The organism is Chitinophaga sp. CF418 (genome assembly GCF_900142925.1).
In the GTDB taxonomy this organism is placed as follows: Bacteria; Bacteroidota; Bacteroidia; order Chitinophagales; family Chitinophagaceae; genus Chitinophaga.
In genome coordinates this window covers 356701-371079 of sequence record NZ_FRCN01000004.1, presented here as the reverse complement: position 1 = coordinate 371079, position 14379 = coordinate 356701, and the positions used below count along the sequence as shown (strand labels likewise).

13 protein-coding genes and 1 tRNA gene are annotated in these 14379 nt (G+C 44.7%); 10 read left to right on the top strand and 4 right to left on the bottom strand.

Going from position 1 to position 14379, the window contains the following annotated elements; translation table 11 throughout:
* Positions 1-12: 12 nt before the first annotated feature.
* The 3 genes from F3I09_RS11755 to F3I09_RS11745 all read left to right on the top strand — a co-directional run bounded on the left by F3I09_RS11755 (position 13) and on the right by F3I09_RS11745 (position 3657).
* Positions 13-1761 carry an ABC transporter ATP-binding protein gene (locus tag F3I09_RS11755; RefSeq protein ID WP_149695215.1) on the top strand — a complete coding sequence of 583 codons (1749 nt, stop codon included), beginning with the start codon at positions 13-15 and terminating at the stop codon, positions 1759-1761.
* A gap of 91 nt (positions 1762-1852) precedes the next feature.
* Positions 1853-2902 carry a tRNA preQ1(34) S-adenosylmethionine ribosyltransferase-isomerase QueA gene (gene queA, locus F3I09_RS11750; RefSeq protein WP_089835339.1) on the top strand — a complete coding sequence of 350 codons (1050 nt, stop codon included), beginning with the start codon at positions 1853-1855 and terminating at the stop codon, positions 2900-2902.
* 71 nt (positions 2903-2973) lie between these two features.
* Entirely contained in the window at positions 2974-3657 is a 684-nt protein-coding gene (locus F3I09_RS11745; protein WP_149695214.1) for a 2-C-methyl-D-erythritol 4-phosphate cytidylyltransferase, read from the top strand.
* 3 nt (positions 3658-3660) lie between these two features.
* On the opposite strand, the gene F3I09_RS11740 is transcribed toward F3I09_RS11745, so the two are convergent.
* Together F3I09_RS11740 and radC are read right to left on the bottom strand one after the other, a co-directional pair.
* Complete coding sequence (locus F3I09_RS11740) at positions 3661-4641, bottom strand: Gfo/Idh/MocA family protein (RefSeq protein WP_149695213.1); 981 nt, start codon at positions 4639-4641, stop codon at positions 3661-3663.
* A 62-nt stretch (positions 4642-4703) separates the two neighbouring features.
* Positions 4704-5414 (bottom strand): DNA repair protein RadC, encoded by a 711-nt coding sequence (gene radC, locus F3I09_RS11735; RefSeq protein WP_149695212.1) that lies wholly within the window; start codon positions 5412-5414, stop codon positions 4704-4706.
* Between the two features lie 240 nt (positions 5415-5654).
* Between radC and F3I09_RS11730 the strand changes: the two genes are divergently transcribed.
* From F3I09_RS11730 to F3I09_RS11715, 4 genes are all read left to right on the top strand, one after another.
* Entirely contained in the window at positions 5655-6602 is a 948-nt protein-coding gene (locus tag F3I09_RS11730) for a ribose-phosphate pyrophosphokinase (protein ID WP_149695211.1), read from the top strand.
* Positions 6603-6641: 39 nt separating this feature from the next.
* Positions 6642-7223, top strand: a complete 582-nt coding sequence (locus F3I09_RS11725; protein ID WP_149695210.1) for a 50S ribosomal protein L25 — start codon at positions 6642-6644, stop codon at positions 7221-7223.
* A gap of 151 nt (positions 7224-7374) precedes the next feature.
* Positions 7375-7950 carry an aminoacyl-tRNA hydrolase gene (gene pth / locus F3I09_RS11720; protein ID WP_149695209.1) on the top strand — a complete coding sequence of 192 codons (576 nt, stop codon included), beginning with the start codon at positions 7375-7377 and terminating at the stop codon, positions 7948-7950.
* A 63-nt stretch (positions 7951-8013) separates the two neighbouring features.
* A complete protein-coding gene (locus F3I09_RS11715) occupies positions 8014-8625 on the top strand; it encodes a fumarylacetoacetate hydrolase family protein (protein ID WP_149695208.1) in 612 nt (203 codons plus the stop codon).
* A 377-nt stretch (positions 8626-9002) separates the two neighbouring features.
* Here the strand turns inward: F3I09_RS11715 and F3I09_RS11710 are convergent, their stop codons facing one another.
* Complete coding sequence (locus F3I09_RS11710) at positions 9003-9437, bottom strand: MarR family winged helix-turn-helix transcriptional regulator (protein ID WP_149695207.1); 435 nt, start codon at positions 9435-9437, stop codon at positions 9003-9005.
* A gap of 73 nt (positions 9438-9510) precedes the next feature.
* Between F3I09_RS11710 and F3I09_RS11705 the strand changes: the two genes are divergently transcribed.
* The 3 genes from F3I09_RS11705 (at position 9511) to F3I09_RS11695 (ending at position 13182) form a co-directional block, all read left to right on the top strand.
* Entirely contained in the window at positions 9511-11640 is a 2130-nt protein-coding gene (locus F3I09_RS11705) for a thiamine pyrophosphate-dependent enzyme (protein WP_223233218.1), read from the top strand.
* 94 nt (positions 11641-11734) lie between these two features.
* Positions 11735-11808, top strand: a tRNA-Met gene (locus F3I09_RS11700).
* Positions 11809-11970: 162 nt separating this feature from the next.
* Positions 11971-13182: a hypothetical protein gene (locus F3I09_RS11695; RefSeq protein ID WP_149695206.1), complete on the top strand. Its 1212-nt coding sequence runs from the start codon at positions 11971-11973 to the stop codon at positions 13180-13182.
* 266 nt (positions 13183-13448) lie between these two features.
* Here F3I09_RS11695 and F3I09_RS11690 read toward each other — a convergent pair whose 3' ends face one another.
* A complete protein-coding gene (locus F3I09_RS11690) occupies positions 13449-14339 on the bottom strand; it encodes a hypothetical protein (protein ID WP_149695205.1) in 891 nt (296 codons plus the stop codon).
* Positions 14340-14379 lie beyond the last annotated feature (40 nt).

Genomic DNA, 14379 nt, shown 5'->3' with positions numbered 1-14379 from the left:
CGCTTTCTCAATATGCAGCAACCATTATTATCCATCCGGAATCTGACGGTTTCTTTTGGCAGTGCAAAGGCTGTCGATGATATTTCACTGGATATTATGCCGGGTGAGATAGTGGGGATTGTGGGTGAATCCGGTTCCGGGAAATCCGTGACTGCATTATCACTTATGCGTTTACTGCAAAACCCCGGTAAGATAAGCGGGGGGAGCCTGCTATATCAGCTAAGGGGCAGCAAAGTGCCTTCGCGCGATATTGTCAGCCTGTCAGCGGCTGAAATACTTTCCTGGCGGGGCAATGAAATAGCCATGATCTTCCAGGAGCCAATGACCTCATTGAACCCACTGCTCAGATGTGGCTACCAGGTGATGGAAACCCTGCTCCTGCATAAAAGAATGAGCAGGGAGCAGGCAAAGCTACAAACCCTGGCCTTATTCAAACAGGTTCGGCTACCGGATCCGGAATTGCTGATGGAAAGATATCCGCACCAGCTCTCCGGCGGACAAAAACAACGCGTCATGATTGCCATGGCCATCAGCTGCCAGCCCCGTTTGCTGATAGCCGACGAACCCACTACGGCCCTGGACGTAACTGTCCAGAAGACCATCCTGGAACTGCTGAAAGAATTGCAACGCCAGACAGGCATGAGTGTGATCTTTATTACGCATGACCTGGGTGTCATTGCAGAAATAGCGGACAGGGTAGCGGTCATGTACAAAGGTCGCATAGTAGAAGAGGGCAGTGTACGGGAATTGTTTACCCACCCTAAGCATCCTTATACCAAGGGGCTGCTGGCCTGCAGGCCGCCGCTGGACAAGCGGTTGTTCAGGCTTCCTGTAACACGCGATTTTATGGAGATCGACCCTCGGGGCAATATTGTCGAAAAAGCCCTGGAAGTAAAAACATTTGTTCACAGTTTGGAGATTCCCCAGGATATTATCATCGATAGAGAACAACAGTTATCACAACGTCCGGCATTGCTGGAGGTGAAGGATCTGCATACCTGGTTCCCGGCCAGGAAGAACCTATTCGGAAAGGTGCTCTCCTGGACCAAAGCGGTCAATGGCGTCAGCTTTGATGTCAGGGAAGGAGAAACTATGGGCCTCGTAGGAGAGTCTGGTTGTGGTAAAACCACCCTGGGCAGGACGCTGCTGCGGCTGGTGCAGCCTACATCAGGCAGTATCCTTTACAAGGGGAAAGACATTACCCATTTGCCGGCTGCAGAGTTGCGGGACCTGCGTAAAGATATCCAGATCATTTTCCAGGACCCTTATTCTTCACTCAATCCCCGTCTGACCATCGGCAGGGCTATTCAGGAGCCAATGAAAGTGCATGGCCTATATGGTAACGAAGCCAGTCGCCGGGAAAAAGTAAGGGAGTTACTGGAAAAGGTGAACCTGCTGCCGGAGCATTATGACCGGTATCCGCATGAGTTCTCGGGTGGGCAGCGGCAGCGTATTGTTATTGCCCGTGCCCTGGCGCTGAACCCTTCCTTTATCATTTGCGATGAGTCTGTCGCCGCTTTAGATGTCAGTATACAGGCACAGATCCTGAATTTGTTAATGCAATTGAGGGAAGAGTTCGGATTTACCAGTATCTTTATCTCTCACGATCTGTCAGTTGTACGTTTTATCAGCGACCGGATGATGGTGATGAACAGAGGGCAAATTGAAGAAGCTGGGCCGGCTGCTGAAGTTTATGAAAATCCACAGCATGCATATACAAAGCAGCTAATTAATTCTATACCTAAAAATATTTATGTGTAAGTCCGTGAACGAGAATCTCACTATAATCAATTTTGATAGATTGTATAATAATCAATACCTTTGCAGCCTTTAAATTTATTCATACCGTAATATGAAACTATCACAGTTTAGATTCGATCTTCCTTTAAATCTGATTGCACAGCACCCTTCCAAGACAAGAGATGAAGCACGTTTGATGGTGGTAAACCGTGCCACCGGAAAAATTGAACACAAAGTTTTCCGTGACATTATCAACTACTTCAACGATAAGGATGTAATGGTGGTGAACAACACCAAGGTATTCCCTGCTCGCCTTTATGGCCGTAAAGAGAAAACCGGTGCAAAGATTGAGGTTTTCCTGTTGCGTGAGCTGAACAAGCAAAACCGTCTGTGGGATGTAATAGTAGACCCTGCCCGTAAGATAAGGGTAGGTAATAAATTATACTTCGGCGACGACGAATCGCTGGTAGCAGAGGTAATTGATAACACCACCTCCCGTGGCCGTACCATCCGTTTCCTGTTCGAAGGTAATGATGATGAGTTCAAACAGGTGCTCGATACCCTGGGTGAAACACCACTGCCTAAGTACATCAAGCGTAAGCCGGAAGATGAGGATAAGGAGCGTTATCAGACCGTTTATGCTAAATATGAAGGCGCTGTGGCAGCTCCGACTGCTGGTTTGCACTTCAGCCGTGAACTGATCAAACGTCTGGAAATCAAAGGTGTTAAATTCGCAGAAGTAACCCTGCACACCGGCCTGGGTACATTCCGTCCTATTGAGGTAGAAGACCTGAGCAAGCATAAGATGGATGCTGAGTATTTCAACATCGATGAGTATGCAGTTAAGATTGTCAACAAAGCGAAAGAAGAAAACCGTAAGGTTTGCGCAATTGGTACTACTACCGTAAGAGCGGTAGAATCTTCCGTAACCGCGCAGAACCTGCTGAAAGCAGCAGAGGGATGGACAAACACGTTCATTCATCCGCCTTACGATTTCGCTATTCCTAATGCACTGGTTACCAACTTCCATCTGCCTAAAACGAGCCTCCTGATCATGGTATGCGCTTTTGCAGGATATGATCTGGTGATGGAAGCTTACCAGCAGGCAATTAAAGAGAAATACCGTTTCTTCAGCTACGGCGACGCCATGCTGATTATATAAGGTTAACGAACTATTGAAAAAGGTCCTGTCTCGTATCAATGCGGGACAGGACTATTCATGTAAGGCCATTTATGGAACAACGTAATAAAATAGCGATCATTGTTGCCGGAGGGTCAGGTTCCCGTATGGGGAGCACCATTCCCAAACAGTTCCTCGAGCTGTCAGGAAAGCCTGTATTATGGCATACCGTGAATGCATTTGTAAGAGCTTTCAGTGATATCCGTATTGTATTGGTATTGCCGGAAGTACATTTTGGATATGTTGAACCCTGGCTGCATGAATTTAGTACAACCGCCAACGTTACCCTGGTAAAAGGAGGTGAAACCCGTTTCCATTCTGTGAAGAATGGTTTGCAGGAAGTAAAGACGCCCTCAGTCGTGTTTGTACACGATGGCGTACGTCCGCTGATCAGTACTTCACTGATCCATACCTGTTATGAAGCTGCTTTAACGAAAGGAATTGCTATTCCGGTTATCGATATGAAAGATAGTATCCGGCAGGTGGAAGGAGAGGAGAATAAAGCGGTAGACCGCGAGCAGTTCAAGATCATACAAACCCCCCAGACTTTTTTGTCTGAATGGTTATTGCCGGCATTTGAATTACCATATGATCCTTTGTTTACGGATGAAGCGACAGTAGTAGAGCGGCAAGGTCACCGCGTACACCTGGTACCCGGAGAAGAAGCCAATATAAAGATCACGCGCCCGCTTGATCTGACCATTGCCAGCGCATTACTAAAAGAAAAGAGTGTATAGTTTTTAAGCTACGTCTGCTGACAGGCTCTTATTGATTTTCGCCAGGATCTGGTGAGCAACTTCCATTGCCTGTAATCCATCAATTGCATTCACCGGCACAGGTTTGTTGAAGAGGATACTGTCACGGAACAGTTCCAGCTCCATGCGGATGGCATTCACCTGTTTGATCTCCGGATTATCAATAGCGATAGTCTTTTTACCGGAATTGGTTTCAATATCCAGGGTAAAGAGTCCTTCATCTTCAGGCGTTTTCAGCTTGATGATTTCGGTCTTTTTGTCGAGGAAGTCAATACCGATATAAGCATCTTTCTGGAACAGGCGCATTTTACGCATTTTCTTCAGAGAGATGCGGCTGGAGGTCAGGTTCGCTACACAGCCATTATGGAATTCTATCCTGACGTTGGCGATATCGGGTGTATCGCTCATTACAGCTACGCCGCTGGCGGAGATGCGGTTGACGGTAGATTGTACAATGCTGAGGATGATGTCAATGTCGTGGATCATCAGGTCGAGAATCACGCTGACATCTGTTCCACGGGGATTGAATTCAGCCAGGCGATGCACCTCAATGAACATAGGTTTCAGCTCATGGCCTTTGAGGGCCAGGAAGGCCGGGTTGAAGCGTTCTACGTGGCCCACCTGGAACTTGATATTGGCTTCTTCCACTAGTTTTACCAGTGTTTTAGCCTCTTCCATGGTGTTAGTCATCGGTTTTTCCACGAAGATGTGTTTCCCGTTACGGATGGCCTGTTCACATAATTTGAAGTGTTGTGTAGTAGGAGCGATGATGTCTATCGCATCTGACGCTTGTATCAATTCTTCCGCGGAAGTGAATCTCGGAATCTGGTACTGTTGAGCTACACTGTCGGCATTCGGATTGTTTGGATCAAAAAAACCGACTATTTCTACGTCTTTCATAGTGGCCCATTGGGATAGATGTATCTTGCCCAGGTGCCCCACACCGAAGATTCCTATTTTGAGCATGTTATTATCTGATAATAAAATAATTGCGAATGTAAGGAAAAAGAGAGTATTATATCGAGATATTATATAATGAATCCTTCCTCTGCCATACTGCAATAACCGGCCTCAGAAACTATGATGTGGTCCAGTATGCGGATATCAAATAAGCTAGCTGCTTTTATGAGTTTTTGGGTGGTATGAATATCAGTTGCACTTGGGCGCAAATTGCCGGATGGATGGTTGTGGCAGAGCATAATTTGTGTGGAGCCCAACTCGACTGCTGCTCTGAAAATGAGCCCGACATCCACGATGGTGCCGGTTATGCCGCCTTTACTGATACAGCGATGCTCTAGTACGCGGCTGGCATGGTTGAGATACAGTACATGAAATGACTCATAGTTGGAGTCGCCTAATATTGGTTTGAAAAAGAGTGCTGCTTCCGCACCTGTTCGTACAGACTTTTTAGCATGCATATACCCAGCCTGCCTGCGGCGTGCCAGCTCCATGGCAGCAACAATAGTACTGGCCTTGGCGATACCGACGCCCTGTATCTTTTTCAACTGGTGTACATTCAGTTTCCCCATTTCCCCGAGATTATTGGAGGACAGGCGTAATATTTCCTGGGCCAGTGACAGTGCAGACTTTTGTTTATGACCATTATTCAGCAGAATAGCCAACAACTCTGCATCGCTTAAAGCAGTGCTGCCTTTATTGATCAGTTTTTCCCGCGGCCGGTCATCAGCCGCCCAATCCTTGATTGCAACGTGATTTGCTGGGTTAACTACCATTTCCATTTTGCTAAAATTATTAGCAAATATATTCCTTCCTTCCGGTTTTTTTCACTTCCCCCAATTTTATTTTAAATTAGCTTCCTGATAAGGAGCCACGACTTAAGGTGTGAATGTAAAGTATTGTAAATAATCACGTTATCTATTTAGTTGTTACCAGAATTGTGTACCTTGGTGCACAATGACTAAAAAAATAAGAATAGCTACTCCAAAAAGCATAGTTTTGCAACCTCTTTCTAATAATCCATGCAACCATCAGTAAAAATTTTCACAGGGAACAGTAATACGGCTCTTGCAGAGAAAATTGCAAAGCGTTACGGTAACGGTCTTGGCAAGCTGACCATTCAAAAGTTCAGTGATGGAGAATTCCAGCCAATCTACATGGAAAGTATCCGCGGTGATTATGTTTTCCTGGTACAAAGTACCAATGCTCCTTCAGACAACCTGATGGAGCTGTTGATGATGATAGACGCCGCGAAAAGGGCCTCAGCAGGTTATATCACTGCAGTGATCCCTTACTTTGGCTTCGCCAGGCAGGACAGGAAGGACAAGCCCAGGGTGGCCATCGCCTCCAAACTGGTAGCCAACCTGTTAACTTCAGCAGGAGCCAACCGTGTGATAACCATGGATTTACATGCTCCCCAGATCCAGGGTTTCTTTGACATCCCGGTAGATCACCTGGACAGCTCCGCAATTTTCATCCCTTACATTGAGAATTTAAAGCTGGAAAATCTTACCTTTGCGTCCCCCGACGTGGGTAGTACCAATAGGGTAAGGGAGGTAGCAGCCTATTTCAATGCCGAAATGGTGATTTGCGACAAGCACCGTAAGCGTGCCAATGAAATTGCTTCCATGGTGGTGATAGGAGATGTGAAGGACAGGGATATTGTATTGATAGATGATATTTGCGACACTGCAGGTACATTGACCAAGGCAGCTAACCTGTTGAAAGAGAAGGGCGCAAGAAGTGTAAGGGCCTTTTGTACCCATCCGGTATTGAGTGGCAAAGCTTACGAAAACATTGAGAACTCCGTACTGGAAGAGCTGGTGATCTGCGACACAATGCCGCTGAAGCAGCAGAGTCCAAAGATCAAAGTGATCAGTGTAGCGGACCTCTTTGCAGTAGCCATCCGGAATATGCACGAAAACAGGTCTATCACGAACCTCTTCGTTCATAGTCACCGGAAGGGATAAGAACAAGCATTATTTATAATAATCATAAATGTTTAATCAATGAAAACGATAACAATCGAAGGACAACTCAGGAGCGAATTTGGCAAAAAAGCCACCCGCCAGGCACGTTCTGAGGGACAAGTGCCTTGTGTTATTTACGGGGGTGCAGAAACCGTAAGTTTTTCAGCGCCGGCAACATCTTTCAAAGATCTGGTATATACGCCTGATTTTCAGATCGCTGAGATCAAAGTAGGTAGCAAGACCTACAAATGTGTATTGAAAGACAAACAGTTTGACACTGTTACAGACGAACTGGCTCACATCGACTTCATGGAACTGGTAGAAGATAAGCCTGTTGCTGTTACACTGCCAATCAGAATTACCGGTCAGTCCGAAGGTGTTAAAGCTGGTGGTAAACTGGTAGTAAAGATGAAGACGCTGAAGGTAAAGGCGCTGCCTAAATATCTGCGTGAGAACATCGAGGTGAATATCGACGACCTGCAGCTGAACGCTAACATCCGTGTAGAAGATGTGGTTGCTGAAAACATCGAGATCCTGAACTCTCCGCGTATTCCTATCGCTTCCGTAGTAATGACTCGTCAGCTGCGTCAGGAAGAAGCTGCAGAAGGTAAAAAGAAATAAGTTTTCTTTCAGAATATTTTGCAAAAAGTCCCGTTCCGGCTCGTCCGGGATGGGACTTTTTCTATTTTTGCCCTGCATTACGTTTCTGTTTCCTTTTGTTATATATAAAAACAGGGCGTAATTCAGTGTTTAGCATTAAAATTGTAATCCGATGAAGTACCTGATAGTAGGATTGGGTAATATAGGTGCAGACTACGAACATACACGCCACAACATAGGTTTTGATATTGCAGATGCTTTTGTGGAAAAGCATGGAGGTAGCTTCCGGGAAGACCGTCTGGCTGATGTAGCTGAAGTGAAGTGGAAGGGGCGCATTTTTGTGGTTATCAAGCCCACCACTTACATGAACCTGAGCGGGAAAGCAGTAAAATACTGGATGGACAAAGAAAAGGTTCCATTGGAAAATATACTGGTATTAGTAGACGATCTGGCATTACCATTGGAAGTGATACGTCTTCGCGCTGGTGGCAGTGATGCCGGTCAGAATGGGTTGAAAAGCATCCAGGAACTGCTGGGCACCAACCAGTATCCACGTTTGCGTTTCGGTATCGGGAATAACTTCCCCCGCGGGCGACAGGTAGAATTTGTTTTGGGTAAATGGAATAATGAGGAATGGGCTATTGTGATGGCAAAGTTGGGGAAATGTGTGGAGCTGATCGAGAGCTTTGCAGCTGTGGGTTTGCCACGTACCATGAATATCTTTAATACCCTGGTCTATCCTTATTAGTAATAAATTTACGAAATCTGATATGATCCGTTCATTTAACCTTAAAACCAAGAAAAATCTATCATGAAAATTATTTGTGTCGGAAGAAATTATGCTGATCATGCAAAGGAACTGAAAAATGAGGTGCCAACCGAACCAGTGATTTTCATGAAGCCGAAGAATGCATTGTTACAGAACAATCATCCGTTCTACTATCCTGAGTTTACCGACAATCTTCACTACGAATGTGAGTTGGTATTGCGTATCAGCAAGAACGGTAAACATATCCAGGAGAAATTTGCGGATAAATATTATGATCAGATAGGTGTCGGCATTGACTTTACCGCCCGCGATCTGCAGGATAAGCAGAAGCAGAAGGGATTGCCGTGGGAGATCGCCAAAGCTTTTGACAATTCCGCTGTGGTGGGGCAGTTTATTCCTATTACACCGGAGCTCGACAAGAAAGATATCAATTTCTGTCTCTATAAGAATAAGGAACTGATGCAGCAGGGGAATACCAAAGACCTGTTGTTCTCGTTTGATTTCCTTATCGCCTACATCTCAAAATTCTTCACCCTGAATATCGGTGACCTTGTATTTACCGGCACACCTGCCGGCGTGGGCCCGGTTGAGATAGGGGATACGCTGGAAGCATTTATCGAAAATGACAGCCTGCTGGAATTCATGATAAAATAAGTGCAAGCAATTATAAGGAACGCTTAACGCAAACTGTTGTGTTAAGCGTTTTTATTTTATGTGAACTATTATCCTTCTATATCGCTATAGCGTAGCGGTTCGTGTTTGTGCTAAGTGTTCTTGTTTTATATGAACTCATATACTTCCAGACCTTTATAACATAACAGAATGTGCTTGCGTTGAGCATTGTTATGAACAATAACCTGCCTGCCGCATACACATGCGGTAATTATCTAAACTGGCAGAACAAAACTACTATCCGGGAAATTTCAGTGGTTAGATGAAGGTGTTGGCAGATAGCTTACGTTAATGACAGATTTCAGATGGTAACATTCATAGTCAGGACCAGCGTAGTCTTCAATTCACGATGATGGTTATCAGGGAATATTATTGTAGATCACATCAAGTATCCTCGTTAACTCAGAATAATCACTTTCAGTCAATCCTGTCCATCCCGTTTTTCGCATTTCCAATACCAGGGGTCTCACATCCTTATACTTTTCCGAACCTTTGGCCGTCAGCTGAAGGAATACCTTACGACGGTCATGCGGGGAGCCTTCTCTGACCACCAGTTCCTTTTTCACCAGTAGTTCAATGATGCGGGATACTGTAGTAATGTCCTTTGAAGTCACTTTGGCAAGCTCATTATGCGTGATTTTCTTGTGCTTATAGAGGTTTTCTATCAGTAACCACTGGTCTACGGTAATATCTTTTTTGTGGGCGTCAAAGGTTTTTTGCCAGTAATTCCGTATCCGTTTTAAGGTAGCGTCCAACTTAAAAAAAGACGGATTGCTTACAAAAGTATCAGTCATATTTGTTAATTTGCAATAGCAATAGTTGCTTTAGCAACTAAAAAAAAGAGTCACACACCAAAACAATTCTTACGTGTTTAAAGATAGTATAAGTGTTCCAACTTTTAAAGCTGCTGTTCCCGGTAAGGAGCGGTCTTCCGGCAAACAGGTCACACTACTCAAGGCTTACCGTTTCATGTGTCAGGCCGTTGAGATGGCCGCCATCTACGAAGCGAACCGCAATATCTGCAAATATGTACATTCTACTTCCCGCGGTCATGAGGCCATTCAGATCGCTGCAGGCATGCAGCTGAGCCCCTGGGATTATGCCAGTCCTTATTACAGGGATGATAGCATGCTCCTGGCTATGGGCTTTACGCCGTATGAACTGATGCTGCAGCTGCTGGCCAAAAGGGATGACCCTGCCTCCGGCGGACGTTCCTACTACAGTCATCCCAGCAGTCTGGATCCTGAGAAGCCCTGCATCCCACATCAGAGCAGTGCTACAGGTATGCAGGTGATCCCTTCTACCGGCATGGCGCAAGGCATCCGCTACCTGGAAAAGATAGGGGCTGCGTCCTTAAGGACGGGACCCAAAGGTGAAGCGCCGGTAGTGCTTTGTTCCCTGGGTGATGGCAGCGTAACAGAAGGAGAGGTAAGTGAGGCCTGGCAGAGTGCCGTATTATGGGAATTGCCTATTATTTACCTCGTACAGGACAATGAATGGGGGATTTCAGCCAGTGCAGAGGAAACCCGTGTAATGGATGCTTATGAATATGCAGCCGGCTTTAAAGGCATGGAACGTATGCGTGTGGATGGTAGCAATTTCGAGGAGTGCTTTCATGCAATGGGCGCTGCTATCGGCTATGTGCGCCAGGAGCGGAAGCCTATCCTGGTACATGCCTGTGTGCCTTTGTTAGGGCATCATACATCCGGCGTACGAAAAGAATGGTACCGCACCGAAGAGGATTTGGCGCTGCACGCAGCAAAGGATCCTAAACCACTGCTGAGGCAGCGGCTGCTGGAGATAGGAGTGCCGGAGAAGGATCTATTGGCAATAGAGTCAGACACCCCAAAATATATCAGTCTCGAATTCGACCGGGCAAAAGAAGCATCGGATCCTACTGTTGATTCAGTAGCCGATCATGTCTTTGCTCCGGCAGCTGTTACCGCTGAAAAAGGTAACAGGTTCCCTTCCAACGGTAATAAGGTTATGATGGTAGATGCCGCCCTGCACGCGGTAGAGGAGATCCTTCAGCAGTTCCCCGAAGCTATCTTTTTTGGTCAGGACGTAGGTCGCAGACTCGGAGGCGTATTCCGGGAGGCAGCTACGCTGGCGGAAAAATTTGGTGATAACAGGGTATACAATACTGCCATCCAGGAAGCTTATATCGTTGGTTCGACCGCCGGCCTTTCCGCTGTGGGCGTCAAACCCATAGTAGAGATCCAGTTTGCTGACTATATATATCCCGGCTTTAACCAGCTGGTGACCGAGATCTCCAAATCCTGTTACCTGAGCAATGGGAAGTTCCCCGTGCAGACACTTATACGCGTTCCTATTGGCGCATATGGTGGTGGCGGACCTTACCATTCCGGTAGCGTGGAATCAACCCTGCTGACCGTCAAAGGCATCAAAGTAGTATATCCTTCCAATGCAGCCGATATGAAAGGGCTGATGAAGGCAGCCTTCCTTGATCCCAATCCCGTGGTCATGCTGGAACACAAAGGTCTTTACTGGAGCAAAGTGCCTGGTACACAGGGCGCTATCACAGTAGAGCCGGACGCTGATTACGTATTGCCACTTGGTAAAGGCAGGATCGTACAACAGTCCCATCCCCGTGACCTGAAAAAAGGAGATACGCTCTGCGTTATCACCTATGGTATGGGCGTATACTGGGCACAGGCAGCAGCCGCCAGTTTCCCTGGTCAGGTAGAGATCATTGACCTGCGTTCCTTATTCCCGCTGGATGAAGAACTGGTCTTTACCACAGTTAAAAAACATGGCAAGGTGCTCATCTTAACAGAAGAGCAGCTGAACAATTCCTTCGCACAGGCATTGGCTGGACGGATTCAACGTACCTGTTTCAAATCATTGGACGCACCGGTGTTTACACTGGGAGCCCTTGACCTGCCGGCAGTGCCGATCAATACCATACTGGAAAATGCCATGCTCCCGAATCCTGAAAAGGTAGCAGCTGCGATGAAAGAATTGTTAGCTTATTAAATATTAGAAACTTTTTAAGGGTAGCTCTTGGCTTTTAGGAAATTCCCTATTATCTTTGCACTCCCGTTTTGGACGAGTGGAGCGGTGGAAATATGGCGAGGTAGCTCAGGCGGTTAGAGCGCAGGATTCATAACCCTGAGGTCAAGGGTTCAACTCCCTTTCTCGCTACAACATGGCAAAGGCTTTTAGAGGATTTCTCTAAAAGCCTTTTTGTTTTGGTGGGGTAAATTCATATTGGTTTATTGTTCCCCACATCCCAAAATTTATCATAGCGTTGACAATTTTGACAAGACATTCTCATTATAATACCTCATTCCTATTTTTTGCAACATGGAAAAACTACTTGATGACTTATTCCAAAGGTGGGAGTCTGCTTTTGACAGGTTTTACCTTATTAGCCATTACAGAGAGCAGGTAAAAACTATTCTGTATGCAGCCAGTAGTCGATATAACCTGGAGAAATTTGATTGGACATCATTTCCTGGTGGTGGCCCATTGATGGAAGATAGGGCTGAGTTGAAACAGGATACTTTGTATGAATATGGATTAAATGCAGAAGGATTTCCTTGTTATTTAAAATTGGAGTATGAGTATAATCAGGTAGGTTGGCAAGGCTGTTATATATATAATGACGACGATGTAGAATATTTAGAATTCAATGTTAGTACAGGTATACCCTCTGTATTCAAGCGAATGGTTTTTCAGGATGGAAAGAAGATCATGTTTCAAAGCCTGACCGTAAATTCTGGTGGTGGGGCTCCTGTATATTTCAATCTGTCAAAGAATGAGATAGTCAGAGAGCTTAAAAATAGTGACTCCTCTTTTTTTGTTGTCGTCAGACGTTTTGAATATGAAGGTGATAGAATTGATAGGTCTTCCAGTATCAATATTATGCCGGGTTTAGGGAAGTATACTTCTCGTAACGAATATACTTATGGTGAAACCGGCGTTCTTGACAAGATCAGAACATTTTTTGAAGACGGAAAGAGTCAGCTCAGTTATTGCAGGAATAGAGAGAATCTTGATTTATCCACGCTTATAGGCAAACTTGCATCTGCTATGGCAAGTGCAATAGTTGAAGTTCTAACGCATCAGGATATACAGGCACCGATTGCTCTTCTTGAGTTATATTATCATTTAGGGGATAATTACCATCCGCTTTTGTCATGGCAATCGGCTCAGGATATTGAGGAAAAAATGCAGCGTGGTGATTTTCCTTTTATCAATGATAAGTATGGTGGTCCTGGTGTAGACATAACACCTTTTGAGGATCTTTTTGTTTTGCTCGAACAGATGATGGATGAAAATGATGACATGGACCCTGGAAGTGTGATGCTACGAAAAGCTTGCGCTATTTTAACGGAAAGTAAACTTTTTGGTAAAATAGAAGTTGCTGAAGATTTTGCTGCATACGCTATCGATTGGTCTATAGATGGACATAATGATGAAGAGTTTGAAGAGATCCTGTTGGAATGTGGGGTGAAACAAGATGTGCTAGCACTATGGAGGCAAAGGGGAATGCTTCCTTTATCAGAGAGATAATCTCTGTAAAGAGAATGGTCCTCTAATAATTGGTTAGACAATTCTCCTTTTCTCGCTACGAAATTAAAATGGCTTTCAGGCAGACGCTTGAAAGCCGTTTTTTTATTAACAATATTCGCTTATGGAAAACGTAAAGGAAGATATCAAAACCTGACCATCATCTAAATCTTCCGAAAACGTCAAACTCAGTAACAGAATCCAACTCCCCACAAAATAGGAGATAAAAAAAAGCGAATTGGCCTCCCAATTCGCTCTTAAATATTCTATCACTCCCCCTTTAAATCAATGATAATTTTAGAAAGTTGTTCATTCACCTGTTCAGCCACCCTTGAATGTCCATAACAAGACCAATGACCATCATTCTCATTCAGTGCCCAACTCCTCTTATCTTGGCTGGAATCAAGAATAATTGTTCTAAACCCATACTGTGACGCCAGTTGAATCACCCTCTTATCCGCACCGGGATGAAAAACTAACATTGTTTTTTTGATCTTATAATGGTTTTGGCAATATTGGAAAAGCTGATTGATATCCTGCTCTTCGAAAGGCTGAGAAGACGCATCTGTATGCTGATGTTTTTCTTTATCCTCCTTATTCACCAGAACAGGAAATTTTAGATATAAAAAATATAGCAGCTTACATGAATACAGCATTTTTTTCAGCTTCGGACTTTTTAATGTTCCGACAAGGATTTTATTGTTTTTCAAGTCAATCTGAACTATATCGGATAATCGTTTTTTATTAGTGAGGCTCTCGGTGAAGTCACTGTTACTAACATATAGTAGATTATACTTTGGATGAATCGTTGAATCCAGGAAATTGGATATTTCCATCGCTTCAATAAAGCTCACTCCCGATCTGCCAGCTTCAAAAAAACCATAATCAGGCATATATCCTTTGAGCAAAGAACCCTGATTACAAGAACGAGGGTTCATCATGTTTTCAATATATGAATCACCAATAATGGAGATAAGAGTATCATTCTTTGTGTCTGCCATTCCAAGCCATCCATACTGATTGATATGCCATGGTTCTGTTGCCCGGGTGAAATAACCATGTTGTCCAGGAATATATCGTTGAATACCCGTTTTGTCAACAAATCGTTGCGGTACATCTGGTACAAGTCTGAAAACTCTGATGATAATCTCACCAGCCATGCAACAGAAAAGTGTGAATACTAATAACCTTAATAGGAAC

What these genes read in the sequence shown, in the direction of transcription:
- F3I09_RS11755 (WP_149695215.1), top strand. Translation starts at nt 13, where the DNA reads ATGCAGCAACCATTATTATCCATCCGGAATCTGACGGTTTCTTTTGGC.
- queA (WP_089835339.1), top strand. Translation starts at nt 1,853, where the DNA reads ATGAAACTATCACAGTTTAGATTCGATCTTCCTTTAAATCTGATTGCA.
- F3I09_RS11745 (WP_149695214.1), top strand. Translation starts at nt 2,974, where the DNA reads ATGGAACAACGTAATAAAATAGCGATCATTGTTGCCGGAGGGTCAGGT.
- F3I09_RS11740 (WP_149695213.1), bottom strand. Translation starts at nt 4,641, where the DNA reads ATGCTCAAAATAGGAATCTTCGGTGTGGGGCACCTGGGCAAGATACAT.
- radC (WP_149695212.1), bottom strand. Translation starts at nt 5,414, where the DNA reads ATGGAAATGGTAGTTAACCCAGCAAATCACGTTGCAATCAAGGATTGG.
- F3I09_RS11730 (WP_149695211.1), top strand. Translation starts at nt 5,655, where the DNA reads ATGCAACCATCAGTAAAAATTTTCACAGGGAACAGTAATACGGCTCTT.
- F3I09_RS11725 (WP_149695210.1), top strand. Translation starts at nt 6,642, where the DNA reads ATGAAAACGATAACAATCGAAGGACAACTCAGGAGCGAATTTGGCAAA.
- pth (WP_149695209.1), top strand. Translation starts at nt 7,375, where the DNA reads ATGAAGTACCTGATAGTAGGATTGGGTAATATAGGTGCAGACTACGAA.
- F3I09_RS11715 (WP_149695208.1), top strand. Translation starts at nt 8,014, where the DNA reads ATGAAAATTATTTGTGTCGGAAGAAATTATGCTGATCATGCAAAGGAA.
- F3I09_RS11710 (WP_149695207.1), bottom strand. Translation starts at nt 9,437, where the DNA reads ATGACTGATACTTTTGTAAGCAATCCGTCTTTTTTTAAGTTGGACGCT.
- F3I09_RS11695 (WP_149695206.1), top strand. Translation starts at nt 11,971, where the DNA reads ATGGAAAAACTACTTGATGACTTATTCCAAAGGTGGGAGTCTGCTTTT.
- F3I09_RS11690 (WP_149695205.1), bottom strand. Translation starts at nt 14,339, where the DNA reads ATGGCTGGTGAGATTATCATCAGAGTTTTCAGACTTGTACCAGATGTA.